This window comes from Burkholderia contaminans (genome assembly GCF_029633825.1).
GTDB lineage: Bacteria > Pseudomonadota > Gammaproteobacteria > Burkholderiales > Burkholderiaceae > Burkholderia > Burkholderia contaminans.
The window spans coordinates 2,972,850-2,998,292 of record NZ_CP090640.1; the positions used below are offsets into that span (position 1 = coordinate 2,972,850).

Below are 25,443 nucleotides of genomic sequence, written 5' to 3' on the forward strand. Positions count from 1 at the left end.
CTACCATGACCCTACGCAAGCTTCCCGTCACGATCGTCACGGGCTTTCTCGGCAGCGGCAAGACCACGCTGATGCGTCACATCCTGCAGCATGCCGAAGGCCGCCGCATCGCGGTGATCGTCAACGAATTCGGCGAGCTCGGCATCGACGGCGAAATCCTCAAGGGCTGCGGCATCGGCTGCGACGATGCCGACGGCGCGCAGGGCGAAGCGGCGGGCCAGCTCTACGAACTCGCGAACGGCTGCCTGTGCTGCACCGTGCAGGAAGAGTTCTATCCGGTGATGGAAGCGCTCGTCGAGCGCCGCGCGGACATCGACCACGTGCTGATCGAGACGTCCGGCCTCGCGCTGCCGAAGCCGCTCGTGCAGGCGTTCAACTGGCCGACGATCCGCAACAGCTTCACGGTCGACGCGGTCGTAACCGTGGTCGACGGGCCGGCCGCCGCCAGCGGCCAGTTCGCGGAAAACCCGCAGGCCGTCGACGCGCAGCGCCGCGCCGATCCGAACCTCGACCACGAATCGCCGCTGCACGAGCTGTTCGCCGACCAGCTGTCGTCCGCCGATCTCGTGATCGTGAACAAGGCCGATCTCGTCGGCGACGCGGAATTCGCGCAGATCGAAACCGCGATCCGCGACGAGATCCCGCCGCAGGTGAAGATCGTGCGCGCGACGCGCGGCGAGCTCGACCTCGCGATGCTGCTCGGCCTCGAATCGGCATCGGAAGAAACGATCCACCTGCGTCACGACCATCACGGCTCGGCCGACGACGGCGATCACGATCACCATCACGACGATTTCGACTCGGTGGTCGTGTCGGGCGATGCGGGTACGCGCGAAGCGACGATCGCCGCGCTGCAGCGCGTCGTCGAGGCGCACACGATCTACCGCGCGAAAGGCTTCGCCGCGCTGCCCGGCGCGCCGATGCGGCTCGTGATCCAGGGCGTCGGCCGCCGCTTCGACAGCTATTTCGACCGTCGCTGGCAGGACGGCGAAACGCGTGCGAGCCGCTTCGTGCTGATCGGCGAGGATCTCGACGCGGCCGCGCTGCAACGCGCGTTCGACGCCGCATGCGCGGCCGAGCCGCAACAGGCGTAACGCACGATGCATCTGCTGCGCACCACGCCGGGCGGCTTCGTCGACGATACGCAGGGCGTCGTCCGGATCGACCAGCAACCGGCCGACATCGTGATCCTCAGTTCGGCCGACACGACGCTGTCGCTCCTCGCGAGCGTCGTGCCGCGCCTGCCGGCCGGGTTCCCGAGCGTGCGGCTCGCGAACGTCACGTTCCTGCGGCAGCCGGCGTCGGTCGATTTCTACGTCGACGACGTGCTGCAGCATGCGAAGTCGGTCGTGATCGATCATCTCGGCGGCGAGGCGTACTGGCCGTACGGGATCGAGCAGGCCGTGTCGCTCGCGTCGAAGCGCGGGCAGCAGCTCGCGATGTTCTCGGGCGACCTGCAGGAAGACCCGAACCTCGTCGCGAAAAGCACCGTCGCGCCCGACCTGTGCCGGCTGTGGTGGCGCTACCTGCGTGAGGGTGGCGTGCACAACGCCGAGGCGCTGTTGCGCAGCATCGCCTTCCACACGCTCGGGTTCGGCGACGAACCCGAACCGCCGCGCCCGCTGCCGGCCGCCGCGCTGTATCACCCGGCGCGCGACCGCGCGAGCGTCGACGACTGGCGGCCGCGCTGGACGCCCGGCGCGCCCGTCGTCGCTATCCTGTTCTATCGCGCGCACTGGCAGGCGGCAAACACGGCCGTGTTCGATGCACTGGCCGACGCGCTCGTCGACGAAGGGCTGAATCCGCTGCCGATCGCGGTCACGTCGTTGAAGGACGCGGTCAGCCGCGAAGTCATCACGCAGCTCTGCGACACGCACGACGTCGCGCTCGTGCTGAACACGACCGCGTTCGCGGCGGGCGCAATCGACAGCCCCGAGCACGACGTGCTCGCCGGCGACGCGCCGGTATTGCAGGTGATCCTGTCCGGCGGCAATCGCGACGCGTGGGTGGCCGACAACCAGGGCCTGCATGCGCGCGACATCGCGATGCATATCGCGCTGCCCGAGGTCGACGGGCGCATCGTCACGCGCGCGGTGAGCTTCAAGGGGCTCGCGTACCGCTGCCCGCACACCGAGGTCGACGTCGTGCGCTACCAGCCGGACGCCGAGCGGATCGCGTTCGTCGCGGCGCTTGCGCGCGGCTGGTGCCGGCTGCGCACGCTCGACCACGCCGACAAGCGCGTCGCGCTGATTCTCGCGAACTATCCGCAAAGCGAAGGGCGCATCGGCAACGGCGTTGGGCTCGACACGCCGGCGTCCGCGCTGCGCGTGCTCGCGGCGCTGCGCGACGCGGGCTACACGGTGGCCGACCTGCCGCCCGACGGCGGCGCGCTGATCGCGCGGCTCACCGAAGGCGTGACCAACGACGCGGCCGTGCATGCGTTGCGCCCCGCATTCCAGAGCTTCCCGCTGGCCGACTACGTCGCGCGTTTCGCGCGGCTGCCGGCGGCCGTGCGCGATGCGCTGAACGAACGCTGGGGTCCGCCCGAAGCCGACCCGACGCTGCGGCAAGGGCGCTTCACGATCGCCGGCTGGCGCGCGGGCAACGTGTTCGTCGGCATCCAGCCGTCGCGCTCGCGCGGCGAGAACGACTACGCGAGCTATCACGACGCGGATCTCGTGCCGCCGCATGCGTATCTCGCGTTCTATTTCTGGCTGCGCGATGCGTATCGCATCGACGCGGTCATCCACCTCGGCAAGCACGGCAACCTCGAATGGCTGCCGGGCAAGAGCGTCGCGCTGTCCGACGCGTGCTGGCCCGACCTCACGCTCGGGCCGCTGCCGCACCTGTATCCGTTCATCGTCAACGATCCGGGCGAGGGCAGCCAGGCGAAGCGCCGCGCGCAGGCCGTGATCGTCGATCACCTGATGCCGCCGCTCACCCGCGCGGAAAACTACGGTCCGTTGCAGGATCTCGAACGGCAGGTCGACGAATACTACGAAGCGCTGATGGTCGATGCGCGGCGCGCGAAGCTGCTGCGCAAGACGATCCTCGCGACGATCGCCGAGCATCGGCTGCACGACGAACTGAGCGTGTCGCCGCCGCGCGACGCGGGCGACGAGGATGCGCTGCTCACCCGCGTCGACGCGTGGCTGTGCGAACTGAAGGAAGCGCAGATCCGCGACGGGCTGCACGTGTTCGGCGAATCGCCGGCCGAGCGCCAGCGTCGCGACACGCTGCTCGCGCTCGCGCGTTTTCCGGTCGGCGACGGCAAGGGGGCGCGCGCCGGGCTGATCGGCGCGCTCGCACGCGATCTCGCGCTCGGCGATGACTTCGATCCGCTCGCGGCCGACTGGGCCGCGCCGTGGGTCGGCCCGCGTCCGGCGGTCCTGCAGGCGCTCGACGCATCGCCGTGGCGCCATGCGGGCGATACACGCGAGCGGCTCGAACGGCTCGCGCAGCAATGGCTCGACGGGCTGTGCGCAGCCGACGGCCGCGACACGTGCACCGGCACGCCGCCGCCCGGCGACTGGCCGCATACGCTCGCCGTCATCGAACGCGTCCGCGCGACGCTGTTGCCCGCGCTCGATGCGTGCGGCGGCGAGGAAATGCGCCAGCTGCTGCGCGGGCTCGACGGCCGCTTCGTGCCGCCGGGGCCGAGCGGCTCGCCGTCGCGCGGCCGCCCCGACGTACTGCCGACCGGCCGCAATTTCTACTCGGTCGACACGCGTGCGGTGCCGACGCAGGCCGCGTGGTCGCTCGGCCTGAAATCCGCGCAGCAGCTGATCGAGCGCCATCTGCAGGATCACGGCGACTATCCGCGCGCGATCGGCCTGTCGGTCTGGGGCACGGCCACGATGCGCACCGGCGGCGACGACATCGCGCAGGCGTTCGCGCTGCTCGGCGTGCGGCCGAAATGGGCGCACGGCAGCCACCGCGTGACCGACTTCGAGATCCTGCCGATCGAGATCTTCGACCGGCCGCGCATCGACGTGACGCTGCGCGTGTCGGGCTTCTTCCGCGACGCGTTCCCGAACCTGATGCACCTGTTCGACGCGGCCGTGCAGGCGGTGGCCGCGCTCGACGAGCCCGAGGCGCTGAACCCGATCCGCGCGCGCATCGAGCGCGAACGCGAGAAATGGGTGGCGCAGGGCGTGGCGCCGGACGAAGCGCGGCGCCGCGCCGGCTGGCGCGTGTTCGGCGCGCGGCCGGGCAGCTACGGCGCGGGCCTGCAGGACCTGATCGACCAGCGCCGCTGGCAGACCGACGCCGATCTCGCCGATGCCTACCGCCAGTGGGGCGGCCATGCGTACGCGCAGAACAGCGCGGGCGACGCCGGGGCCGACGTGTTCGGCGAGCGGCTCGCGACGATCGACGTCGTCGTGCAGAACCAGGACAGCCGCGAGCACGACATCCTCGATTCGAACGACTACTACCAGTTCCAGGGCGGGATGACGGCGGCCGTGCGGCACCTGTCCGGGCAGCAGCCGAGCATCTACCACGGCGACCACGCGAACCCGGCCGCGCCGAAGATGCGCACGCTGCGCGAGGAAATCGCGCGCGTGATCCGCTCGCGCGTCGTCAACCCGAAATGGCTCGACGGCGTGAAGCGACATGGTTACAAGGGCGCGGCCGAGCTGGCCGCGACCGTCGACTACCTGTACGGCTATGACGCGACCGCGCGCGTGCTGTCCGACCACCAGTACGCGCTCGTCGCCGACGCGTACCTGTTCGACGACGCCACCCGCGCGTTCCTCGAGCGGCACAATCCGAAGGCGCTGCACGGCATCTGCGAACGCTTCGTCGAGGCGATGCAGCGCGGCTTGTGGCAGCAGCCGGGCAACTATCGCGAACGGATCGAAGCGGTCTGGCTCGCGAGCGAACAACTCCAGGAAGGAGGACGGCGATGACCGATCCGACGACGCACCGCGCCCGCGCGGTCTTTCCGTTTGCGGCGCTGGTCGCACAGGACGCGTTGCAGCAGGCGCTGCTGCTCGCCGCGATCGACCCGTCGCTCGGCGGCGTGCTCGTGAGCGGGCCGCGCGGCACCGCGAAATCGACTGCGGCGCGCGGCCTCGCGGAGCTGTTGCCCGAAGGGCAGTTCGTCACGCTGCCGCTGTCGGCGAGCGACGAGCAGGTGACGGGGACGCTCGATCTCGCGCATGCACTCGCCGAAAACGGCGTGCGCTTCCGGCCGGGCCTGCTCGCGCGGGCGCATCTCGGCGTGCTGTATGTCGACGAAGTGAACCTGCTCGCCGACGGGCTCGTCGATACACTGCTCGACGTCGCCGCGAGCGGCGTGAACATCGTCGAGCGCGATGGCGTGTCGCACGCGCACGATGCGCGCTTCGTGCTCATCGGCACGATGAATCCGGAGGAGGGCGAGCTGCGTCCGCAACTGCTCGACCGCTTCGGGTTGATGGTCGAGCTGGAGAACTGCTTCGACGCCGCGCAGCGCGAGCGGATCGTGAAGGCGCGGCTCGCGTTCGATCTCGATCCGGATGCGTTCCGCGCACGTCATGCATCCGCGCAGCGCGAACTCGGCAGCCGCATTCAGGCGGCGCGCGCCCGGCTGGCGGCGCTCGATTTCGACGATGCGGTCCATGCGCGCGTCAGCGCGCTGTGCATCGCCGCGGCGGTCGACGGGCTGCGTGCCGATCTCGTGATGCTGCGCGCGGCGCGCACGCTCGCCGCGCTGGAGCAGGCCGACGCTGTGACGGTGTCGCATGTCGAGCGGGTGGCCGACGCGGTGCTGCGGCACCGGCGCCACGCGGGCGCGCCGCCCTCGTCAGGCGCGCCGCAACGCGACGACGAACGCAACGATCGCTCTGCGCCCGATGTGCCCGATGTGCACGATCGCCCCGACGATTCGTCTGATATGGCGAAGAACGATGCCACCGCATCGCAGGGCGACTGGGGCTACCTGCCACCCGAGCCGGCCGGGCTGCGCGAAGTAAAGGGCGTGGTGCCGCTGCCGCTAAAAAAACGCTGAGCCATCGAGCCGGCGCCGCCGCGAACCCCGTTCGCGGTCCTCGATGGCAATCAGGCGCAGCCGCGCGCGTGCCTGGCACGGTGCGCGCCGGCACGGCCGTGGCATGGCCCGCGACGCTCGCCGCGAAACGCGGCAGCGCGCTGCATCGCGACCATCTGCGCTTCCGGAAACACGCCGGCACGCCGCACGCACTGCAATGCTTCGTGCTCGACTGTTCGGCGTCGATGCTGTCGCACGCGCGGCTCGCGTTGGCGAAGGGGCTGATCGTCGCGTATTTCGACCAGGCCGCGCGCGACCGTGTCGAAACCGCGCTGATCTGCTTCGGCGGCCATGGCGCCGTGCGGCGCTTCGGCCCGGCCGTGCCGCGCTGGTGGAATGCGCGCTGGCTCGAACCGGTCGAAGGCGGCGGCGGTACGCCGCTCGCGGACGGCATCGCGGCCGCCGCGCAATTGCTCGCGCGCGCGGCGCGGCGTGAGCCGGCCACACAGCGCTGGCTGTGGGTGCTGTCCGACGGACGCACGCGCGAGATGCCCGCGAAACCCGCGGCGGCCGATCACGTCGTGTTCGTCGACTTCGACGATGCGGCCGTGCGGATCGGGCAGGGCGCGCGGCTGGCCGACGCGTGGGGCGCGCAGTGGGTGACGGCCGACGCGCTGTGCACGGGCCGCGCCGGCTGATGGCCGGCCGGCGGTGCGCTATGATCGCCGCTTCTGCTTCAACCCATTGGAAAACCCCGCCATGCAAGTACTCGTCGATGCCGACGCGTGTCCCGCCGTCATCAAGGACATGCTGTTTCGCGCCGCGCGTCGTGCCGAAATCCGCGTGACGCTGGTCGCGAACCAGTTTCTGCGCACGCCGCCATCGCCATTCATCAAGGCGGTGCAGGTGCCGGCCGGCTTCGACGTGGCCGATGCGCGCATCGTCGAGCTGGTGGAAGCGGGCGACCTCGTGATCACCGCCGACATCCCGCTGGCCGCCGCCGTGCTCGACAAGGGCGCGCATGCGCTCGACCCACGCGGCAACTGGTTCAGCCGCGAGAACATCGAGGAACGCCTGTCGACGCGCGCGATGATGGACCAGTTGCGCAGCGCGGGCATCGATACGGGCGGCCCGGCGCCGTTCAGCGCACGCGACGGCAAGGCGTTTGCGTCGCAGTTCGACCGGTTCCTGGCGCGGCACGGCAAGCCTTGAGGTTGCGTCGCTGCGGCCACGTGTCGTGATCGCCCTGCGTGGGGCTGCGCCTGCGCGCCATGCGCTACCTCACCGAATCCGCATCGAATCGCGCGTGCCCCACAGGCGGGGATGCAGGTTTGTCCCTGCGCTGCTATCGTGGCAAAAACCACAACACAGCATAGGAGCGCACGCGTGTCACCGACTCAACTCCTCGTTCCGACCTTCACCCAGATGCTGCGCGCGCAGTCCGCGTGGCTCGACAAGGCCGCCGCACATCGGCAGGCCGCGGGCGACGCGCCCGACGCGGCGATGTTGCTGAAGCTGGCGCCCGACATGTATCCGCTCGCGGCACAGGCGCGCTTCTCGTGCTTCCAGGCGATGGAGCCCGTCCACCGGCTGCGCGGCGAGCCGCTGCCGGACGCACTGCTCGCATTGCGCGAGGCGGGATGGAATGCGGATGCGCAGCCCGGCACGCTCGCCGATGCGCAGGCGATCATCGCCGGCACGCTCACGTTTCTCGGCGACCTCGCGCCGGATGCGCTCGATGGCGGTGCCGCGCTGCCGATCGCGCTTGAGTTGCCGAACGGGATCGCGTTCGACATGACGGGCGAACAGTACGCGCGCGACTGGGCGCTGCCGCAGTTCTACTTCCACGCGATCACCGCGTACGCGATCCTGCGCCACCAGGGCGTCGAACTCGGCAAGGCCGACTACGTGCCGCACATGCTCGCGTACGTCCGGCCGGGCACGATTCCGCAAGGTTGATCGGGCAGGCGTCGGGCCTCTGCGAAGCGACATGACGCGGGCACTCTTCCTCTGCAGCCGCAACCGGCTGCGCAGCCCGACGGCCGAAGCGGTGTTCGCAGCATGGCCGGGCGTCGAAACCGACTCGGCGGGCCTCGCCCCCGATGCGGACACGCGCGTGTCCGCCGAGCAGCTCGACTGGGCCGACGTCGTATTCGTGATGGAGCGCGCGCACCAGGCGCGGCTGGCGGCGCAATTCGGCGCGCATCTGCGGCACAAGAAGATCGTCTGCCTCGACATTCCCGACCGCTATGCATACATGCAGCCGGAACTCGTCACCTTGCTCGAACGCAAGGCCGGCCCGTTGCTGCGCGCGTGACCAGAGCAGGCGCTATCGACGTCAGCGCAGCCGGCCGTTCGCGATCGCCGAAAAACCGTCGAGACGCAGCAGCTCGATGATCTTGCGCGTCGGCACGCTCGCACGCAGCGTGTCGAGCCGGTCGACGGTGAACCACTTGCAGCGGGCGATCTCGTTGCTCGCGCGCGGCGTCAGGTGCGCCGGCACGTCGGCCACGAACACGTGATGAAGTTTCGTCAGCCCGCCGAACTGCACTGCGTAGTCGAGCGCGAGCCCCTCCAGCCGGGTTTCCTCGGCAAGCTCCCGCAATGCGGCATCGAGCGGCGTTTCGCCACGCCGGATCGTGCCGCCCGGCAGCGACCAGCGCGACGCGACGCGGGCAACCAGCAGCACGCTGCTGCGCTGACGGCACACGATCGTGGCGCGTTCCTTGATGACGGCGAGAGTGTCCGGCCCGGTACTCATGTTCGGTAAAACAGGTGCTGAATCGTGGAGAAATTGCGTGTCGGCGGCGCGTTGCCCGGCAGCAGGCTACAGCGGCGTACAGGCACCCGTAGCGATCTTAGCGGTCGTTCATGACAGTTCCATGCACGCCTTCGCGGGACGACCGCCGGGTCACGCGTGCGTATAGATGCCGCTGCGCGCGGGCTTCGCGTGGCGCGGCTGGCGGCGTTTGTGAACCGCGCGCCGATGGTGGGACGGCGGCGACGTGACGTGCCGCCGCGCGGGCGCGGGCCGTGCGGCCGGTGAGGCCGACTGCGGCGCGCCACCCGGCATCCCGGTCTGTCCTTCGCCGAAATGGTACGTCTGGGTCTGCGCATGTCCGACGCCCAGCGTCGACGCCAGCACGAAGGCCGCGAGCAACATCCGTTTCATGAATGATCCGTCCGATTGTTTTGAGATGAAGATTGCCCGCCAGCTTACGAAAGGCGGCGCGCCGCCGCAACCGGCCCGTGCCGGGTGCCGCCCCACTTGCGCGCGGCGTCGTCGTCCGCTCCGCCTCAGCGTACCGCCGGAGTTGACAATGTAATTCCTGAGTGTGAATATAAATTCACGCACAAGAATTATTTGCCGAATCCGGAAGATCGCGCCGCAGGCGCGGGACCACCGGGGCCGGCAGGCCGATCAACCGGAACCAGGAGCGGGACGCATGGTGGGACACGAGCAGCAGGGCGCGCTGGCGGGATTGCGCATCATCGATCTGTCGCGGGTGCTGGGTGGCCCCTATGCCACGCAGATCCTGGCCGATCACGGCGCGGAGGTGATCAAGGTCGAACCGCCGTCCGGCGACGAGACGCGCGCCTGGGGCCCGCCGTTCGACGGCGACACCGCGTCGTACTTCCTCGGCGTGAACCGCAACAAGCTCGGCATCGCGCTCGACCTGACGCAACCGGCCGACCGCGAGCGGCTGCTCGGCCTGCTCGAACATGCGGACGCCATCGTCGAGAACTTCAAGATCGGCACGATGGAGCGCTGGGGCCTCGGCTTCGACGTGCTGCATGCGCGGTTTCCGCGCCTCGTTCATTGCCGTGTATCGGGCTTCGGCGCGGACGGCCCGCTGGGCGGGCTGCCCGGCTACGACGCGGCCGTGCAGGCGCTCACGGGGCTGATGAGCGTCAATGGCGAAGCCGGTGGCGCGCCGCTGCGGGTCGGCGTGCCGATCGTCGATCTCGTCACCGGGCTGAACGCGGCGCTCGGCCTGCTGATGGCACTGCGCGAGCGCGATGCGAGCGGCCGCGGCCAGTTCGTCGAATCGACGTTGTTCGACTGCGCGCTGTCGATCCTGCATCCGCATACGCCGAACTTCTTCCATTCGGGGAAGGCACCCGTGCGCACCGGCAATGCGCATCCGAACATCACGCCGTACGACAGCTTTCCGACGGCGGGCGTCGACATCTTTCTGGCGGTCGGCAACAACGGGCAGTTCGCGGGCTTGTGCGACGTGCTCGGCACGCGCGACTGGCTCGACGATCCGCGTTTCGCGGACAACCGCGCGCGCAGCGCGAACCGTGCCGCGCTGCGCACGCTGCTCGAAACGGCGCTGGCCGGACACGACGGCGCGGCGCTCGCCGAGCAGCTGATGCGCCGCGGCGTGCCGTGCGCACCGGTGCTCGGGCTCGATGCGGCGCTCGACCATCCGCATGTCGCGCATCGGCAGATGAAGGTCGAGCTGGGCCGGCATCGCGGCATCGCGTCGCCGATCAAGCTCGGCCGCACGCCGGCCACGTACCGGCGGCCGCCGCCCGCGCTGAACGAACATGCGGGGCAGGTGTTCGCCGACGCAGGCAACGATCACGACATACGCCAGGACTGACTGGACGGGAGGGCATGCCATGCAGTTCGACCTGACCGATGACCAGCGCGCGATCGAAAGCGCGATCGAGAAAATCTGCGCGCGCTTCGGCGACGACTACTGGCTCGAACGCGATCGCGCGGGCGGGTTTCCGGCCGATTTCCACGCGGCGCTCGCCGAGGCCGGCTGGCTCGGCATCGCGATGGATCCGGCCCACGGCGGCGCCGGGCTCGGGATGACCGAGGCCGCGCTGATGATGCGCACGATCAGCGCATCGGGCGCCGGCCTTTCTGGTGCGTCGGCCGTCCACATGAACATCTTCGGGCTGAACCCGGTGCAGGTGTTCGGCACCGACGCGCAGAAGGCGCGCTTCCTGCCGCCGTTGATCGCCGGGCGCGACAAGGCGTGCTTCGCGGTGACGGAGCCCGATGCGGGCCTCGACACCACGCACCTGAGCACGCAGGCGCGCCGCGACGGCGACCATTACCTGCTGAGCGGGCGCAAGATCTGGATCTCGACCGCGCAGGTCGCGAACAAGATGCTGATCATCGCGCGCACGACGCCGCTCGACCAGGTCGCGAAGCCGACCGACGGGCTGAGCCTGTTCTATACCGATCTCGACCGCTCGCGTGTCGAGGTGCGCGAGATCGACAAGATGGGCCGCAAGGCGGTCGATTCGAACATGCTGTTCATCGACGACCTGCGCGTGCCGGAAGGCGACCTGATCGGCCACGAAGGCGACGGTTTCCGCTACCTGCTGCACGGGCTGAATCCCGAACGGATCCTGATCGCCGCGGAGGCGATCGGGCTCGGGCAGGCTGCGCTGCGGCGCGCGACGCAGTATGCGTGCGAGCGCGTCGTGTTCGGCCGGCCGATCGGGCAGAACCAGTCGATCCAGCATCCGCTCGCGCAGGCGTGGATGCAGCTCGAGGCCGCGTGGCTGATGGTGATGAAGGCCGCGACGCGCTACGACGCGGGGCAGTCGTGCGGCGCGGAGGCCAACGCCGCGAAATACCTCGGCGCGGAAGCCGCGTTCCACGCGTGCCAGACGGCGGTCGCGACGCACGGCGGGATGGGCTACGCGAAGGAATACCATGTCGAGCGCTACCTGCGCGAGTGTATGATTCCGAGGCTCGCACCCGTGAGTCCGCAACTGATCCTGTGCTACATCGCGGAGAAGGTGCTCGGGCTGCCGAAGTCGTACTGACCGTACCGACCCGGCGGCCGGCCCGGTGCGCGGTTTCCCGTTCCGATTCAAGCGCTCGTCATGGACGTCAAACTCGTTGCCCGCACGCTCGACCTGTTCGAGCTGTTCGCCGCCGAACGGCGGCCGCTGCCGCTCACCGAACTCGCGCGCCTGCTCAACGTGCCGGCGTCGAGCTGCCTCGCGATGGCGCGCACGCTCGTGAGCCGCGGCTACCTGTACGAAGTGCGCAAGCGCGGTGGCTACTACCCGACGCGCCGCCTGCAGACGATCGCCGCCGCAATCGACGCGACCGATCCGGTCGTCGACATCGTCCATCCGCATCTCGTCGCACTGCGCGACGCGAGCCACGAGACGGCCGTGCTCGGCAAGATCCAGGGCGTATCGGTCACGTATCTCGACGTCGTCGAATCGGAGCAGGCGATCCGCTACACGCGCGCGCCGGGCGAACTGCGCCCGCTGCATGCGAACTCGATCGGCAAGGCAATTTTCGCGGAACTGGCGAGCGACGCGCAGCAGGCGCTCGGCATGCAGCTGCCGTTCGAACGCCTCACCGATGCGACGGTGGCGGATCTGCCCGCGCTCGTCGCGCAAACCGCCCGGTTTCGCGAAGTCGGCTGGGCCGAGAACGTCGGCGAGAGCGCGCCCGAGCTGTCAGCCATTGCGGTCGCGCTGACGCTCGACGGCGACTGGTACGGGCTATCCGTGGTCGGGCCGACCGAGCGGATTCGCCAGCAGCGCGACATGCATGCCGCGCTGCTCGTCGACGCGAAGGCCAGACTGCTGGCCGAGCACGCGCACGGCTAGGGCGGGCCGTCCGCCGGCGATCCGGTACTGGCGATCGCCGTGAACGGCCCCAGATGCACAGGCCTGAAGCCTAGCGACGGCCGTTCCGCCGCATCACGACTTCACCCACACACCGCCCGCACTCGGGTTGTCGCCTTGCGTCCACCATTTCGCGCAGTATTTCGCGCCCTGGTACATCACGCAGGTGCCGCCTGAATACGCGGTGGTCGCCGACCACGTGGCCGTGCCGCCGCCCACCGCCTTCCACACGGCGGCCTGGCCGGGCACGTCGCCCTGCGTCCACCATTGCGCCTGGTACGTCGTGCCCTGGTAGGTGACCGTCGCGCCGGCCGTATAGACCTGGCCGGCCGACCAGGGCGCGCCCGGCTGCGGCGTGCCGCCGTTCGAGCCGCCGCCGTAGTTCGGATCCTGCGTGACGCCCGCGCCCCACTTGCCGTCGAGCTGCTTGAAGATCGTCGCGAACGCGTACGGCTGCTGCGCGACGCCCGAGCAGGTCGGCGACGCATACGTACCGCCGGACGGGCATGCCTGATCGCGGCCGACCGACCAGTTGCCGAAGAAACCGTAGCCGTTCGCGACGGCCGCGTTCAGCACGGTCTGCGCATTCGCGAGCGTGAAGGTTTCGCCCTGCACGTCGTTCGCGCCGATCATCGGCGTGACGCCGACCATCTGCCAGAGCTGCGCGTTGGTCTTCGGCTGGCCGGCCGACTTGAACGCGGTATCGAGTTGCGAGTACAGCGCCTGCGCGGCGCTGATCGCGGCGGCGCCCATGTCGAGGTTCGCGGGGCCGTAGTCCATCGCCATCACGTTGACCGCGTCGAACGTGGTCCTGTTCGCGATGGCCGCGTTGACGACGTTTACGCCGTCCTGCGTGAGCCCGGTCGGCATCGTCGGCAGCGTCAACGTGACGCGCAGCGACTTGCCTTTCGCCGCATAGCTCGCCTGCAGCTGCGTGACCGCCTGGAAGTTGCGTGCGACCGCGGCCGTGTCGGTTTGCGACGCGCCTTCGATGTCGAAGTCGATGTGCGTGAGGCCGTACGTGTCGATCACGGTCTGGTACGCGCTCGCCAGCGCGGGGACCGTCGAGCATGCCTGCATCAGCGGCGTGCCGTTCGCACCGCCGAACGACACGGCGACTTCGCCGCCTTTCGCGCGATAACTCGCGATCGACGTCGAGAGCGCGGTCAGTAGCCCGCCGCTCGCGCCGTTGCCGATCGGCTGCACGCCGCCCCACGACGGCACGCAACCGTTGCCCGCGACCACGAACGCGAGCGTGAACTGCTGGATACCCTGGCGCACGCCGATCTGGTCGACGAGCGGTGTCGGATAGAGCGTCACGTCGACGTAGGGCGCATAGACGCCGGCACCGTGCGACACGCTCGCGATCGCGAGCAGACAACCCGCGGCAAACGCCCGCGGAACGAAACGCGGCAACACATTGTTGTTCATTGTGTTCTCCAAGTGGAAGAGGGATACGCTGGCCTGCGTATCGCCGCCGGTCGGGCGACCGGGCATGCCCGGCCGGCGGCGTGCCCATCTTGGAGGATTCGCGTCGAATAGTGAATGGTCAGGAGTTCTTTTTGTTATTTGATTCCCGATACGTAACGATCTTGCCGATTCGACACAGTTGCGGAATGCGTGATGCGGGTGTTTTTTCCGATCGATCGTGCCGATCGCGCGTGGCCTCACGCGCGTCGTTCGCGACGCATCAGGCCGATGGCGGCTGCACGAGCGAGCGTGCCAGTGCGACGAAGCGCTCGACGCACGCCGACGCGAACGGCTCGTTCCACGACACGATCTGCTCGACCGCGCGCGTGCCGGCGAGCGGCACGTAGACGACGCCCGGACGCTGCAGCGTGGCCGTGAAGCCCGGCACGATCGCGATGCCGCGCTCGGCGGCCACCAGCGACACGAGCGTCGTGATCTGCGCGGCGGTCGCGCCGATCCGCGGCGCGAATCCGGCTTGCGCGCACAGGTCGTCCAGCGCCGCAGTCAGTGCCGAGCCGTAACCGGGCGGAAAGGTGACGAAGGTTGCGTTCGCAAGCTCCGCGACGTCGACGCTCGCACGGCCCGCGAGCGGATCGCCGGCCGGCACGGCCGCGACGAGCGGTTCACGCGACACGACCAGCGACGCCACCGGCACGCCGGGCGCACCGTCCCACGCCCAGCCGAAACCGATGTCCATCGTGCCGTCCGCAATCTGCTGGCGCTGGCTCGCGGTCGCCGCCTCACGAAACGCGAGTTCGACGTCGGGCATCGTCCGGCTCGCGACGCGGATGACGTCCGGGAACGTGTCGGACATCGGAATCGAACTCGCATAGCCGATCACGATGCGCCCGGCGATGCCCTGCGCGATCTTGCGCGCGCTCGCCTCGGCCTCGGCGGCCGCGCTGACGACGTTGCGCGCATGGTCGAGGAACGCGGCGCCTTCCGGCGTCAGCCGCACCGCGCGCGTCGAACGTTCGAACAGCCGGACGCCGAGCTCGCTTTCCAGCGCGGCGATATGGCGCGTCAGCGGCGGCTGCGCGACCCGCAGGCGCAACGCCGCGCGGCCGAAGTGCAGTTCGTCGGCGACGACCACGAAATAGCGGAGGCGGCGCAGGTCGAGCATTGTTGTGGTTCCGGTATCAATGACGTTGAAAACGGTATTGGCGTGCCTGCGGCGCACTCGTCAGACTGTCGGCATCGACGAACAGGCCGCTCCGATGAACGACAGGACCACGCGCATCGCGTTCTTTCTCTGCGGCTTCGCCGCGTTTCTCAATCTGTATTCGACGCAGGGCATCCTGCACGAACTCGCGGGCACCTTCGGTGTCAGCGCGGAGCGCGCGGGGCAGGGCGTGAGCGCCACCACGACGGCCGTCGCCATTATCGCGCCGTTCGTCGGCGTGCTGGCCGCGCGCATCGAGCGGCGCGTCGCGATCTCGCTCGCGGCGGTGGCCGTCGCGCTGCCGGTCGTGTGGTCCGCGCATGCGGGGAGTTTCGCGTCGTTTCTCGGCGCGCGCTTTGCAGCCGGCCTCGTCATGCCGTTCATTTTCGCGCTGTCGATCGCCTATATCGCCGAGCGCTTCGATCGCGGCACGTCGGCCGAGATCAGCGCGCTGTTCGTCGCCGGCACGACGCTCGGCGGTTTCGCCGGCCGCTTCGCGACCAACCTGATGACGTCGATCTGGGGCTGGCGGCATGCGCTCGACGTCGTCGCGGCGCTGTGTCTCGTCACGGGCATCGCAATCTACGCGAGCCTGCCGGCGTCCGGCGGGATCGCGCGGCACGTCGAGCACGATGCGGATGGCGGCGCGGGGCCGTCCTGGCGCATCGTCACGCGTGGCCCGCTGCTCGCGTCGTTCGCGATCGGCGCATGCGTGCTCGCGTCGCAGGTCGCGACGTTTACGTTCGTCGGCCTGCGCCTGGCCGGCGCGCCGTTCGGCTTCGGCACGGTCGGGATCGGCGCGATCTACGGGGTGTTTCTGGTGGCGGTGGTCGTGACCCCGCTGGCGGGGCGCCTCGCGCGGCATCGCGGCCCGCGCGCGCCGGGCTTGCCGCGGCCGCGCTCGCGATCGGCGGGGCGCTGCTCACGCTGTCCGACAACGTGCCGGTGATCCGGCCGGCCTCGCGCTCAGTTCGACCGCCGTGTTCGTCGAACAGGCGTCGGCCAACACGTTCATCTCGCAGGCGGCGTCGAACGCACGCTCGACGGCGATCGGCATCTACCTGTCCTGCTATTACTTCGGCGGCAGCCTCGGCTCGATCCTGCCGGTGCCCGGCTGGCATCGGTGGGGATGGGCCGGTTGCGTCGCGTTCGTGGTCGCGGCGCAGGCGATCGTCGGCGTGCTCGTGTACCGGTTCTGGCATGCCGACGGCGCAGCCGGCACCGCGCAGGCCGACGCACGCAGCGTCACGCCGATGCGCTGACCCGGTTCAGCGATACCAGCGCGGCGTATAGACCCACTCGCGTGCGTTGCCGATCACGAAGCGCCGCGTCGTCGACGAACCAATGATCACCATCGTGCGCATGTCGACCTGATCGCTACGCAGCGCGCCGAGCGTCGTCGTCGTGAGCGTCGCGCCCGGCCGGCCGATGTCGCGGCCGAGCACGACCACCGTATCGGCGTGGCGGTGCGTGCGCACGACATCGAGCGCACGATCGAGCTGCCACGGCCGCGCACGCGAGATCGGGTTGTAGAACGCCATCACGAGATCGGCCTGTGCCGCATGGCTCAGGCGCTTCTCGATCACGTCCCACGGCTTCAGGTTGTCCGACAGCGAGATCGCGCAGAAGTCGTGGCCGAGCGGCGCGCCGGCCTGAGCGGCCGTCGCGAGCGACGCCGAGATGCCGGGTTCGATGCGCAGGTCGACCGCGGCCCAGTGCGGATCGCGCGCTTCGTCGAGTGCTTCGAGCACGGCCGCGGCCATCGCGAACACACCCGGGTCGCCCGACGACACGACCGCGACGCGTCGGCCCTCGGCCGCGAGTTCGAACGCATGGCGTGCGCGCTGCATCTCTTCGCGATTGTCGGTGCCGTGCACGCGCTGGTCGTCGCGGAACGGGCCGGCCATGTTCACGTAGGTCGTGTAGCCGAGGATGTCGGTTGCGTCCGCAAGCGCGGCGCGCGCGGCCGGCGTGAGCCATTCAGCGTCGCCCGGGCCGAGGCCGAGCACCGTCAGGCGGCCGCGCGCACGGCCGAGCGTGGCGGGATCGACGGGATGCGACGCGACCGCGCATGCGATGCCGTTCGTCGTGGCGCGCAGCGTATGTGCGACGCGCAACGCGCGGCCGAGCAGGGTGGCCGCATCATCGGTTGAGTCAGCATCAGCGTCAGCGTCGGTTCCGGCATCGACGAAGCGCAGCGGCACGTCGAGCGTTTGCGCGGCTCTTTCCAGCACGGCATTGCCGATTTCCGATGCGGGCGCAACGATGGCCACGAGCGCCAGTCGTGCGAGACCTTGCGAATCGAGCGCGGCATCGATGCGTGCGGCAAGCGCTTCATCCGCGTGGATAGCCAGCGCATCGACGCCGACCACCACGCTGCGCGGGTGAATCACGAGTTCGTCGCGCGCACCGCGCCATGCATCGGGGGTTACGCGGATCGCATGCATGGCCGCATCGTCGCGCGGCAGCGCGACATCGTCGAGCCACGGCGCCGCGCCGTCGATACGCGTCGACGCGCCTGCGAGCAAGTCGGACACGAAGCGCTTGCCCTGGCCGAGATCGGCAAGCGCATAGCCTTCCGGCGGATTGAGCACGCACGCGCCGAAGCGCAGTTCGCCGCTCGTCGTGATCGCCGGCGCAACGCCGACGCATGCGGCGATTTCCCGCGCGATCACGTTCACGCCCGTCAGCCCGCCGAGCAGCGGCACGACCGCCGAGCCGTCTTCCGCCACCGCGAGCACGGGCGGCTCGACGCCCTTGTCGGCAAGCGCCGGGGCGATGCAGCGGATCACGATGCCGGCCGCGCACAGCGCGACGATCGGCAGGCCGCGCGCATAGAGTTCACGCAGGTGGGCGCCGAGATCGTCGAACGGCACGTCGGTCGCTACGCGCGACGCAAGGCCATGCACGAGCGCCCCGGGATAGCGCGCCTGGATGCGCCGCGCGGTATCGAGCGCGCCCGCGCCGAGAATCACGATCGCGGGCGGAGTCGTCATCCTTGCCATTTTTCCCCCGGCACGACGAGCAGCGAGAAATACGGCGACGCCATCGGATCGACTTCGTCGAGCGGCACGATGCGCTGGCTCGCCATCGTCGCGCGCTCGACATACAGCGCGCGCTTCGCGAGCCCCAGTTCGTCGAGCACCCGCCGCACCTTGTCGAAATTGCGGCCGAGCTTCATCACGACGGCCGCGTCGGCCCGCGCGAGCCGTTCGCGCAGTTCGGGCTCGGGCAGCACGCCCGACAGCACCGACAGGCTCTGGTTGCGATAGACGAGCGGTTGACCGAGCACCGCGGTGCCGCCGAGCATCGAACACACGCCGGGGATCACCTCGGTGTCGTAGCGCGGCGCGAGGCGGTCGTGCAGGTACATGTACGAGCCGTAGAAGAACGGGTCGCCTTCGCAGATCACCGCGACGTCGCGCCCCGCGTCGAGATGCGCAGCCACGATCCCGGCGGCCGTGTCGTAGAAGTCGGCGATCACCGTCTCGTAGCACAGCGGCGGCGGCAATGCCTCGGTCGTCACCGGATAGACGAGCGGCAGTTGCGTCTGCCCGTCCTGCAGGTGCGCTTCGACGATCCCGTACGCATTGCCTTTCTTGCCCTTCGCGACGAAGTACGCGACCACGGGCGCGGCCTGCAGCACGCGCAGCGCCTTGATCGTCATCAGTTCGGGGTCGCCGGGGCCGACACCGACCCCGAACAGGCGTCCGCGCGCGGTACTCATTCGACCTCCGTCGCGAGGGCGTTGACCGCCGCCGCCGCCATCGCGCTGCCGCCGCGCCGGCCGAGCAGCGCGACGTACGGCACGCCGCGGCTGTCGGCATCGAGCAGCGCCTTCGATTCGGCCGCACCGATGAAGCCGACCGGGAAACCGAGGATCAGCGCGGGGCGCGGCGCGCCGGCGTCGATCATGTCGAGCAGGTGGAACAGCGCGGTCGGCGCATTGCCGATCACGACGACGCTGCCCTCGAGATGCGGACGCCACAGCTCGAGCGCGGCGGCCGAGCGCGTGTTGCCGAGATGCCGCGCGAGATCGGGCACCTCGGGCTCGCCGAGCGTGCAGATCACGCGGTTGTCGGCCGGCAGCCGCGCGCGCGTGATGCCTTCGGCGACCATCCTCGCGTCGCACAGGATCGGCGCGCCGGCCGCGAGCGCCGTGCGGCCCGCCGTGCCGGCGCCGGCCGAGAAGCGCAGGTCGTAGACGACGTCGACCATCCCGCACGCATGGATCACGCGCACCGCGAGTTTCTCGAGGTCGGGCGGAACCTGCGACAGGTCGGCCTCGGCGCGGATCGTCGCGAACGACTGGCGGTAGATTTCCTGCCCGTCGCGAATGTAGTCAAGCATCGGTGGTGTCCTGGCTGTGCCGCGCGCCCGTCAGTCGGGCCGCGGCCTGGTCAATCGTCAGATGGCGCGCGAGCGGGGCGCCGAGGCCCGCAGCGGCGTCGCGCCGGTAAAGGTCGTAGTGCGCGGGCGCAACCGCGACGAGCGTGTGCGTCGCGGGATGCGGCAGCGCGCAGTGGCGCTCGCAACCGGTCAGGTGCACGTCGACTGCGTGGCCGATGCGGGCGGCGAGCGCGAGTGCGTCGTGCTTCGTGTCGGCGCGCGCCTTCGCGCAGCCCGCGCTGCCGGTGCACGCGACGAGCGTCGCGAGCGGGTCGGACGACGCGCAGACGAGGCCGAGCGACGCGAGCGCATCGAGCGTGGCCGGTGCGCGTACGCGCGATACGTCATGCAGGAACACGCCTTGCCATGGCGTCATCGACAGCGTGCCGTCACCGTCGGCTTCGGCCAGCGCGGCGAGCCGTTCCAGTTGGGTCGCATCGAGCCGGCCGAGCACGAATTGGGCGCCGACGTTGCAGCGCGCCGCATCGAGCGACGGGCGCACGCCGAAACGCAGCGTCGGGTCGGTGCGCGTGCGGCGCCAGCCGGCGAGCGCCGGATCGGCTGCAAGCGGGAAGGGCAGGTAATGCTGCGCGCGCTCCAGCAACGCGTGTTCGCTGCAGGTGGCGAGCAGCGCGCGTAGCCGCGTGACGTCCGCCGGTGCGAGATCGAGAAACGCGAGCAGCAGCGCGCGAACCAGCGCAGCGACTTGATCGGGCGCGACATCGACCGAAGCGGGCGGGTCGTCGTGCGCAACCGGCGGGCAGCCGGCCAGCCCGGCTGCGATACGCATCGCGCCGTCGCCGCGACGCCAGGCGGCCAGCCAGATGTCGTGCGGATGATCGAGCGCCGCAACCGATTCGCCGCCGTCGAGCTGGATCGAGAATTTCGGCGACAACTCGCCACGGCGGGGCTCGCGTGCCAGCATGTCGAAGAGCGGCACGGCGAGCGCGCGGCTGTCGACGAGCGCGGCGGGGTCGTGGCCGGCGAGCGGGCTGAGCATCAGGTTGCGCACGTCGTCGCTCGCGGCGAGCGCCGCCGCGTCGGCGGCGGCATTCGACGTGGCGTCGACAGACGGGCCGAGACCCGCGTCGAGCAACGCGCGCGTCAGCGCGTTAGCCGCGCCGTCGCGAACGCCGCGCAGCTGGAGATTCGCGCGATTGGTCGCGTCGATCGCGCCGGAGCCGAATGCCCGCGCGGCGGCGGCGATCGCACGCGCCGGCGCGCGTCGAGCCGGCCGCCCGGCAGCTTGATCCGGCACAGTCCGCCGTCGGCGGCCGCAACCACGCGCACGAGCCCCGGGCAGGCCGACGGGCGCATGACGGGCGATGCAGGAATCGAAACGGGGGCGGAACTCAACGGGGTACCGGGGCAGTGTCGCGCCGCGGCCAACGCATCGGTACACCCCGCCCGACGCCGACTGGCACGCACGCACTTTCTGGCCGGCAGGTCTCCTGGCTGACAGGTCGGCGCCGGCTCCCGGCCTTCCCGGTGGAACCAGTGGCATGAGGGGGAGATCGGCTCGCTGTCTACAGTTGCGGGGGCAGCCACAGCGGCGCGTGGCGCGCCCTGTGTTCCCTCTTCGGCCCCGAGGGGCACCGGCGAACGAACGGCCGTAGGATACCCGATTTTCGGGACGATCCGGCATCGGCGATGTGTCGCACAACCGCGTCGCAGCACGGCTGCAGCCGGTTTTGCGCTGTCGCGTCAATGGTACGATTGGCGGCTCGGCACCCGACATCCGGGCCGTATCGCACCGGCGGGCGACGCGCACGGCGCGGAGGCGGATCGGGATCGGAATCAGCAACGAATCAACGCGCGGCAGCCCGGCCGCCGCGCATCGCAACACACGGCAGGAAATCGAACGATGGGGAAGGGTGCATGACGGCGTGGCTGACAGTAGTGGGCATCGGCGACGACGGTTACGCGGGGCTCGGGCGCAGCGCGCGTCGCGCGCTGCTCGACGCGACGCTCGTCGTCGGCGCGAAGCGGCATCTCGACATGCTGCCCGCGCGGCTGCCGGCCGCGCGCGAAGCGTGGCCGTCGCCGTTCGACCCGGCGGGCGTGCTGGCTCGACGCGCGTCACCCGTCTGCGTGCTCGCCAGCGGCGACCCGATGCTGTTCGGCGTCGGCGCCACGCTCGCGCGCCAGCTTTCCCCGACGAATGGCGCGTCCTGCCTGCGCCGTCGTCGCTGTCGCTCGCGGCCGCGCGCCTCGGCTGGGCGCTGCAGGATGTCGGCGCGGTCTCGCTCGTCGGCAGGCCGCTCGCGACGCTCGCGCGGCACCTGCTGCCCGGCCGCCGCCTGTTCGTGCTGAGCGCCGACGGCCGCACGCCGGCTGCCGTCGCGGCCGAACTCGTCGCACGCGGCTTCGGGCCGACGCGCATCAGCGTGTTCGAACATCTGGGCGGCCCGCTCGAGCGGCGTCTCGACGGGCTCGCGCAGGACTGGCGCATCGACGAAACGGCCGCGCTCAACCTCGTCGCGCTCGACTGCCGGCCGGCCCCGATGCGCCGCGCCGCGCGCTCACGCCCGGCCTGCCCGACGATGCGTACCGTCACGACGGCCAGCTCACCAAGCGCGACCTGCGCGCGATGACGCTCGGGCGTCTCGCGCCCGCGCCCGGCGAGCTGCTGTGGGACGTCGGCGCCGGCAGCGGCTCGATCGGCATCGAATGGATGCGCGCGCATCCGTCATGCCGAGCGATCGCGATTGAAGCGCATGCGGAGCGGCAGCGCTTCATCGAGCACAACCGCGACGCGCTCGGCGTGCCGGGCCTGCAGCTCGTCGCGGGCCGCGCGCCCGATGCGCTTGCGGGGCTCGCCGCGCCCGACGCGATCTTCATCGGCGGCGGCGCGACCGCGCCCGGCGTGCTCGACGCGTGCTGGGCAGCGCTGAAGCCCGGCGGCCGGCTGGTCGCGAACGCGGTCACGCTGCAGGGCGAGATGACGCTCGCCGCGTGGCGCGATGCGCACGGCGGCACGCTCACGCGCGTGTCGCTCGCGCATGCCGAGCCGCTCGGCCGCTTCGATACGTGGCGACAACCGTTGCCGGTCACGCTGTACGACGTGCGCAAGCCCGACCCGGCCGACACACCCGCGTCGTCGGCCACGACGAACACGACGAACCCAACGGACGCGTGATGCGCGACGAGACCCCCGAACAGCCCGCACCGCTGCGCTTCGGCTATACGACCGGCAGCTGCGCGACCGCGACGTCGCTCGCCGCCGCGCGGCTACTGCTTGCGGGCCGGGTGGACGACGCGGTCGAGATCGTGCTGCCGAAGGGGCAGCGCGTGATGATGCGGCTCGAGTTCTGCCGGGCGACGGCCGACGGTGCGGAAGCCGGCACGATCAAGGATGCCGGCGACGATCCGGACGTCACGCACGGCGCGCTTATCTTCGCGCGCGTCGCGCTCGCGGCGGCGCCCGGCGTGCGGTTTCATGCGGGGCCGGGCGTCGGCACGGTCACGCGCGCCGGGCTCACGCTGCCGGTCGGCGAACCGGCGATCAACCCGGTGCCGCGCCAGATGATGACGACGCACCTGGACGCGCTGGCGGCCGAGCATGGCTATGCGGGCGGCTTCGACGTGACGATCGGCGTCGAAGGCGGCGAAGCGCTCGCGCTGAAGACGATGAACCCGCGCCTCGGCATCGTCGGCGGGCTGTCGATCCTCGGCACGACCGGCATCGTGCGGCCGTTCTCGTGTTCGGCCTATATCGCGTCGATCCACCAGGGCATCGACGTCGCACGCGCGAACGGCATCACCCACATTGCCGCGTGCACCGGCAACGCAAGCGAGGACGCGATGCGCGCGCACTATCAACTACCCGACATGGCGCTGATCGAGATGGGCGATTTCGCGGGCGCGGTGCTCAAGCACCTGCGGCGCGCACCGGTCGCGCGGCTGTCGATGTGCGGCGGCTTCGGCAAGCTCAGCAAGCTCGCGGCCGGCCATCTCGACCTGCACAGCCGCCATTCGAGCATCGACCTGCCGCTGCTCGCGCAGTGGGCGGCCGAAGCCGGCGCCAGCGATACGCTGCAAGGCGCGATGCGCGCCGCGAACACGAGCCAGGAAGCGCTGAAGCTTGCGCTCGCCGACGGCGTGCCGCTCGGCGATCTCGTCTGTGCACAGGCGTTACGCGTCGCGCGCGACATCGTGCCGCCGTCGGTGGCCGTCGAGATGTTCGCGATCGATCGGCAGGGCCGCTTCGTCGGGGAGGCGCGATGAGCGCGCGCATCCTGCTGCTCGGCGGCACCGGCGATGCGCTGAAGATCGCACGCGCGCTCGGCTCGCATCATGTGTACAGCCTGGCCGGCCTCGGCAAGGTGCCCGACGACCTGCGCTGCGACGTGCGCGTCGGCGGCTTCGGTGGCGCGGCCGGCCTGGCCGCGTATCTGCGCGACGCCGGCATCGGCCTCGTGATCGACGCGACGCATCCGTATGCCGCGCGGATCAGCGCGAACGCAGCAGCAGCCGCGCGTGAAGCGGGCGTGCCGCTGTGGGCGCTGCGCCGCGCGCCGTGGGTGCCGCAACCGGGTGACGACTGGCGCATGGTCGACGACTGGGCCGGCATCGAGGCCGCGCTCGCGCCGTTCAGGCGGCCGCTGTTCACGCTCGGCCGCGAACCGCTCGCGCATCTCGACGCGATTCCGCCACACCAGTTCTGGCTCGTGCGCTGCCTCGACGCGCATCCCGGCAATGCGCGCGCGCAGATCGTCGCCGCGCGCGGGCCGTTCACGCTCGACGGCGAGCGCGCGCTGTTCGCGCTGACGGGCATCGACGTCGTCGTCAGCAAGAACAGCGGCGGCGCCGCCACGGAAGCCAAGCTCGATGTCGCGCGCGAACGCAGGCTGCCGGTCGTGATGCTGCGCCGGCCGCCGCTGCCCGGAGCCGATCGCGTGTTCGATTCCGCCGCGGCGCTCATCGACGCGCTCGATCCGGCTGCACGCGCGTGACGTCGCGCGGCCGGTCACCCCATGAATTGACGGAGATTTTTCGATGACGGTGTATTTCATCGGCGCGGGCCCCGGCGACCCGGAGCTGATCACGGTGAAGGGCCAGCGCCTCGTGCGCACATGCCCGGTGATCCTGTATGCGGGTTCGCTGGTACCGGCGGCCGTGCTCGACGGCCATCGCGCGGAGCAGGTCGTCAATACCGCCGAACTCGACCTCGACGCAATCGTCGCGCTGCTCGCCGGCGCGCACGCGAAAGGGCAGGATGTCGCGCGGGTGCATTCGGGCGACCCGTCGCTGTATGGTGCGATCGGCGAGCAGATTCGCCGCTTGAAGACGCTCGGGATTCCGTATGAAATCGTGCCCGGCGTGACGGCCACGGCCGCGTGCGCGGCGACGCTCGGCGTCGAGCTGACGCTGCCCGGTGTCGCGCAGACGGTGATCCTCACGCGCTTCGCGGGCAAGACGACGATGCCGGAAGGCGAATCGCTCGGCGCGCTCGCCGCGCACCGCGCGACGCTCGCGATCCATCTCGGCGTGCGCCATCTCGCCCGCATCGTCGACGAAGTGTTGCCGCATTACGGCGCCGATTGTCCGGTCGCGGTGATCTATCGCGCGAGCTGGCCCGATGAAGCGCGCGTGACCGGCACGCTCGCCGACATCGTCGACAAGGTGCAGGGCACGCAGATCGAGCGCACCGCGCTGATCCTGGTCGGGCGGGTGCTCGACGCCGAAGGGTTCACGGATTCGACGCTGTACGCCGGCGCAGGCTGATCACGCGCGAGCCGGCCCGGGTTCGCTGCGGCGTTCGCGCAGTTGCTTGGGTGCGTGTGGCGCGCCGCGCCGATCGTGATCTCGGCACCGATGAAGTCGATCGGCG

22 protein-coding genes, 2 pseudogenes and 1 riboswitch are annotated in these 25,443 nt (G+C 70.5%); of the genes and pseudogenes, 16 read left to right on the plus strand and 8 right to left on the minus strand.

Annotated elements, in window-relative coordinates; all coding sequences use genetic code 11:
* The first annotated feature begins 5 nt into the window (after positions 1–5).
* From cobW to LXE91_RS13845, 7 genes are all read left to right on the plus strand, one after another.
* Positions 6–1,094, plus strand: a complete 1,089-nt coding sequence (gene cobW, locus LXE91_RS13815; protein WP_039358602.1) for a cobalamin biosynthesis protein CobW — start codon at positions 6–8, stop codon at positions 1,092–1,094.
* Positions 1,095–1,100: 6 nt separating this feature from the next.
* Positions 1,101–4,910 (plus strand): cobaltochelatase subunit CobN, encoded by a 3,810-nt coding sequence (gene cobN, locus LXE91_RS13820; RefSeq protein ID WP_039358599.1) that lies wholly within the window; start codon positions 1,101–1,103, stop codon positions 4,908–4,910.
* On the plus strand, positions 4,907–5,992 hold the full coding sequence (locus LXE91_RS13825) for a magnesium chelatase ATPase subunit I (RefSeq protein WP_039358596.1): 1,086 nt from the start codon (positions 4,907–4,909) through the stop codon (positions 5,990–5,992). Before cobN ends, LXE91_RS13825 begins: the two co-directional genes overlap by 4 nt.
* Positions 5,993–6,060: 68 nt before the next feature.
* A complete protein-coding gene (locus tag LXE91_RS13830) occupies positions 6,061–6,669 on the plus strand; it encodes a vWA domain-containing protein (RefSeq protein ID WP_039358593.1) in 609 nt (202 codons plus the stop codon).
* A 61-nt stretch (positions 6,670–6,730) separates the two neighbouring features.
* Positions 6,731–7,183 (plus strand): YaiI/YqxD family protein, encoded by a 453-nt coding sequence (locus LXE91_RS13835; protein WP_039358591.1) that lies wholly within the window; start codon positions 6,731–6,733, stop codon positions 7,181–7,183.
* A 174-nt stretch (positions 7,184–7,357) separates the two neighbouring features.
* Positions 7,358–7,930, plus strand: a complete 573-nt coding sequence (locus LXE91_RS13840) for a DUF1993 domain-containing protein (RefSeq protein WP_039358588.1) — start codon at positions 7,358–7,360, stop codon at positions 7,928–7,930.
* A gap of 31 nt (positions 7,931–7,961) precedes the next feature.
* A complete protein-coding gene (locus tag LXE91_RS13845) occupies positions 7,962–8,288 on the plus strand; it encodes a low molecular weight protein tyrosine phosphatase family protein (protein WP_039358586.1) in 327 nt (108 codons plus the stop codon).
* 21 nt (positions 8,289–8,309) lie between these two features.
* On the opposite strand, the gene LXE91_RS13850 is transcribed toward LXE91_RS13845, so the two are convergent.
* Positions 8,310–8,732, minus strand: a complete 423-nt coding sequence (locus tag LXE91_RS13850) for an NUDIX hydrolase (protein ID WP_039358584.1) — start codon at positions 8,730–8,732, stop codon at positions 8,310–8,312.
* Between the two features lie 150 nt (positions 8,733–8,882).
* Positions 8,883–9,143 carry a hypothetical protein gene (locus LXE91_RS13855; RefSeq protein ID WP_039358582.1) on the minus strand — a complete coding sequence of 87 codons (261 nt, stop codon included), beginning with the start codon at positions 9,141–9,143 and terminating at the stop codon, positions 8,883–8,885.
* Positions 9,144–9,417: 274 nt separating this feature from the next.
* On the opposite strand from LXE91_RS13855, the gene LXE91_RS13860 reads away from it, so the two are divergent.
* The 3 genes from LXE91_RS13860 to LXE91_RS13870 are packed head-to-tail and all read left to right on the plus strand — an operon-like array spanning position 9,418 to position 12,571.
* A complete protein-coding gene (locus LXE91_RS13860; RefSeq protein WP_039358579.1) occupies positions 9,418–10,581 on the plus strand; it encodes a CaiB/BaiF CoA transferase family protein in 1,164 nt (387 codons plus the stop codon).
* Positions 10,582–10,600: 19 nt separating this feature from the next.
* Positions 10,601–11,767, plus strand: coding sequence for an acyl-CoA dehydrogenase family protein (locus tag LXE91_RS13865; RefSeq protein WP_039358576.1), 1,167 nt, complete (start codon positions 10,601–10,603; stop codon positions 11,765–11,767).
* Positions 11,768–11,827: 60 nt separating this feature from the next.
* Positions 11,828–12,571 (plus strand): IclR family transcriptional regulator, encoded by a 744-nt coding sequence (locus LXE91_RS13870; RefSeq protein WP_039358572.1) that lies wholly within the window; start codon positions 11,828–11,830, stop codon positions 12,569–12,571.
* 93 nt (positions 12,572–12,664) lie between these two features.
* Here LXE91_RS13870 and LXE91_RS13875 read toward each other — a convergent pair whose 3' ends face one another.
* A complete protein-coding gene (locus LXE91_RS13875) occupies positions 12,665–14,020 on the minus strand; it encodes a chitinase (protein ID WP_039358570.1) in 1,356 nt (451 codons plus the stop codon).
* Positions 14,021–14,279: 259 nt separating this feature from the next.
* Entirely contained in the window at positions 14,280–15,182 is a 903-nt protein-coding gene (locus LXE91_RS13880; protein ID WP_039358567.1) for a LysR substrate-binding domain-containing protein, read from the minus strand.
* 94 nt (positions 15,183–15,276) lie between these two features.
* Between LXE91_RS13880 and LXE91_RS13885 the strand changes: the two are divergent.
* Positions 15,277–16,483 (plus strand): annotated as a pseudogene (locus tag LXE91_RS13885) (MFS transporter).
* 6 nt (positions 16,484–16,489) lie between these two features.
* Here the strand turns inward: LXE91_RS13885 and cobJ are convergent.
* The 4 genes and pseudogenes from cobJ to cobG form a co-directional block, all read right to left on the minus strand.
* On the minus strand, positions 16,490–18,217 hold the full coding sequence (gene cobJ / locus LXE91_RS13895; RefSeq protein WP_046196758.1) for a precorrin-3B C(17)-methyltransferase: 1,728 nt from the start codon (positions 18,215–18,217) through the stop codon (positions 16,490–16,492).
* Positions 18,214–18,948, minus strand: coding sequence for a precorrin-2 C(20)-methyltransferase (locus tag LXE91_RS13900; protein ID WP_039355028.1), 735 nt, complete (start codon positions 18,946–18,948; stop codon positions 18,214–18,216). Before LXE91_RS13900 ends, cobJ begins: the two co-directional genes overlap by 4 nt.
* Positions 18,945–19,571 (minus strand): precorrin-8X methylmutase, encoded by a 627-nt coding sequence (locus LXE91_RS13905; protein ID WP_039355026.1) that lies wholly within the window; start codon positions 19,569–19,571, stop codon positions 18,945–18,947. The genes LXE91_RS13900 and LXE91_RS13905 overlap by 4 nt, the downstream gene beginning before the upstream one ends.
* A pseudogene (gene cobG, locus LXE91_RS13910) lies at positions 19,564–20,927 on the minus strand (precorrin-3B synthase). The gene LXE91_RS13905 and the pseudogene cobG overlap by 8 nt, the downstream one beginning before the upstream one ends.
* Before the next feature lie 107 nt (positions 20,928–21,034).
* Positions 21,035–21,225: riboswitch (cobalamin riboswitch) on the minus strand.
* 271 nt (positions 21,226–21,496) lie between these two features.
* On the opposite strand from cobG, the gene LXE91_RS13915 reads away from it, so the two are divergent.
* Genes LXE91_RS13915 through cobM form a run of 5 tightly spaced genes read left to right on the plus strand, consistent with a single transcriptional unit; the run spans position 21,497 to position 25,337 of the window.
* Positions 21,497–22,204, plus strand: coding sequence for a cobalt-precorrin-7 (C(5))-methyltransferase (locus LXE91_RS13915; RefSeq protein ID WP_278068091.1), 708 nt, complete (start codon positions 21,497–21,499; stop codon positions 22,202–22,204).
* Positions 22,201–22,749 (plus strand): precorrin-6Y C5,15-methyltransferase (decarboxylating) subunit CbiT, encoded by a 549-nt coding sequence (gene cbiT / locus LXE91_RS13920; protein WP_278068092.1) that lies wholly within the window; start codon positions 22,201–22,203, stop codon positions 22,747–22,749. Before LXE91_RS13915 ends, cbiT begins: the two co-directional genes overlap by 4 nt.
* Positions 22,749–23,837, plus strand: coding sequence for a cobalt-precorrin-5B (C(1))-methyltransferase (locus tag LXE91_RS13925; RefSeq protein ID WP_039355018.1), 1,089 nt, complete (start codon positions 22,749–22,751; stop codon positions 23,835–23,837). The genes cbiT and LXE91_RS13925 overlap by 1 nt, the downstream gene beginning before the upstream one ends.
* The gene (locus LXE91_RS13930; RefSeq protein ID WP_039355016.1) at positions 23,834–24,565 is read left to right on the plus strand and encodes a cobalt-precorrin-6A reductase; all 732 of its coding nucleotides are present in this window, start codon (positions 23,834–23,836) and stop codon (positions 24,563–24,565) included. The genes LXE91_RS13925 and LXE91_RS13930 overlap by 4 nt, the downstream gene beginning before the upstream one ends.
* A 43-nt stretch (positions 24,566–24,608) precedes the next feature.
* Positions 24,609–25,337 (plus strand): precorrin-4 C(11)-methyltransferase, encoded by a 729-nt coding sequence (gene cobM, locus LXE91_RS13935; protein ID WP_039355013.1) that lies wholly within the window; start codon positions 24,609–24,611, stop codon positions 25,335–25,337.
* Positions 25,338–25,443 lie beyond the last annotated feature (106 nt).

Coding starts and splice junctions, on each gene's coding strand:
- LXE91_RS13930 (WP_039355016.1), top strand. CDS start 23,834: ATGAGCGCGCGCATCCTGCTGCTCGGCGGCACCGGCGATGCGCTGAAG.
- LXE91_RS13825 (WP_039358596.1), top strand. CDS start 4,907: ATGACCGATCCGACGACGCACCGCGCCCGCGCGGTCTTTCCGTTTGCG.
- LXE91_RS13880 (WP_039358567.1), bottom strand. CDS start 15,182: ATGCTCGACCTGCGCCGCCTCCGCTATTTCGTGGTCGTCGCCGACGAA.
- LXE91_RS13860 (WP_039358579.1), top strand. CDS start 9,418: ATGGTGGGACACGAGCAGCAGGGCGCGCTGGCGGGATTGCGCATCATC.
- cobM (WP_039355013.1), top strand. CDS start 24,609: ATGACGGTGTATTTCATCGGCGCGGGCCCCGGCGACCCGGAGCTGATC.
- LXE91_RS13925 (WP_039355018.1), top strand. CDS start 22,749: ATGCGCGACGAGACCCCCGAACAGCCCGCACCGCTGCGCTTCGGCTAT.
- cobW (WP_039358602.1), top strand. CDS start 6: ATGACCCTACGCAAGCTTCCCGTCACGATCGTCACGGGCTTTCTCGGC.
- LXE91_RS13835 (WP_039358591.1), top strand. CDS start 6,731: ATGCAAGTACTCGTCGATGCCGACGCGTGTCCCGCCGTCATCAAGGAC.
- LXE91_RS13865 (WP_039358576.1), top strand. CDS start 10,601: ATGCAGTTCGACCTGACCGATGACCAGCGCGCGATCGAAAGCGCGATC.
- LXE91_RS13845 (WP_039358586.1), top strand. CDS start 7,962: ATGACGCGGGCACTCTTCCTCTGCAGCCGCAACCGGCTGCGCAGCCCG.
- LXE91_RS13900 (WP_039355028.1), bottom strand. CDS start 18,948: ATGAGTACCGCGCGCGGACGCCTGTTCGGGGTCGGTGTCGGCCCCGGC.
- LXE91_RS13850 (WP_039358584.1), bottom strand. CDS start 8,732: ATGAGTACCGGGCCGGACACTCTCGCCGTCATCAAGGAACGCGCCACG.
- LXE91_RS13905 (WP_039355026.1), bottom strand. CDS start 19,571: ATGCTTGACTACATTCGCGACGGGCAGGAAATCTACCGCCAGTCGTTC.
- LXE91_RS13875 (WP_039358570.1), bottom strand. CDS start 14,020: ATGAACAACAATGTGTTGCCGCGTTTCGTTCCGCGGGCGTTTGCCGCG.
- cobJ (WP_046196758.1), bottom strand. CDS start 18,217: ATGACGACTCCGCCCGCGATCGTGATTCTCGGCGCGGGCGCGCTCGAT.
- LXE91_RS13870 (WP_039358572.1), top strand. CDS start 11,828: ATGGACGTCAAACTCGTTGCCCGCACGCTCGACCTGTTCGAGCTGTTC.
- cobN (WP_039358599.1), top strand. CDS start 1,101: ATGCATCTGCTGCGCACCACGCCGGGCGGCTTCGTCGACGATACGCAG.
- cbiT (WP_278068092.1), top strand. CDS start 22,201: ATGACGCTCGGGCGTCTCGCGCCCGCGCCCGGCGAGCTGCTGTGGGAC.
- LXE91_RS13855 (WP_039358582.1), bottom strand. CDS start 9,143: ATGAAACGGATGTTGCTCGCGGCCTTCGTGCTGGCGTCGACGCTGGGC.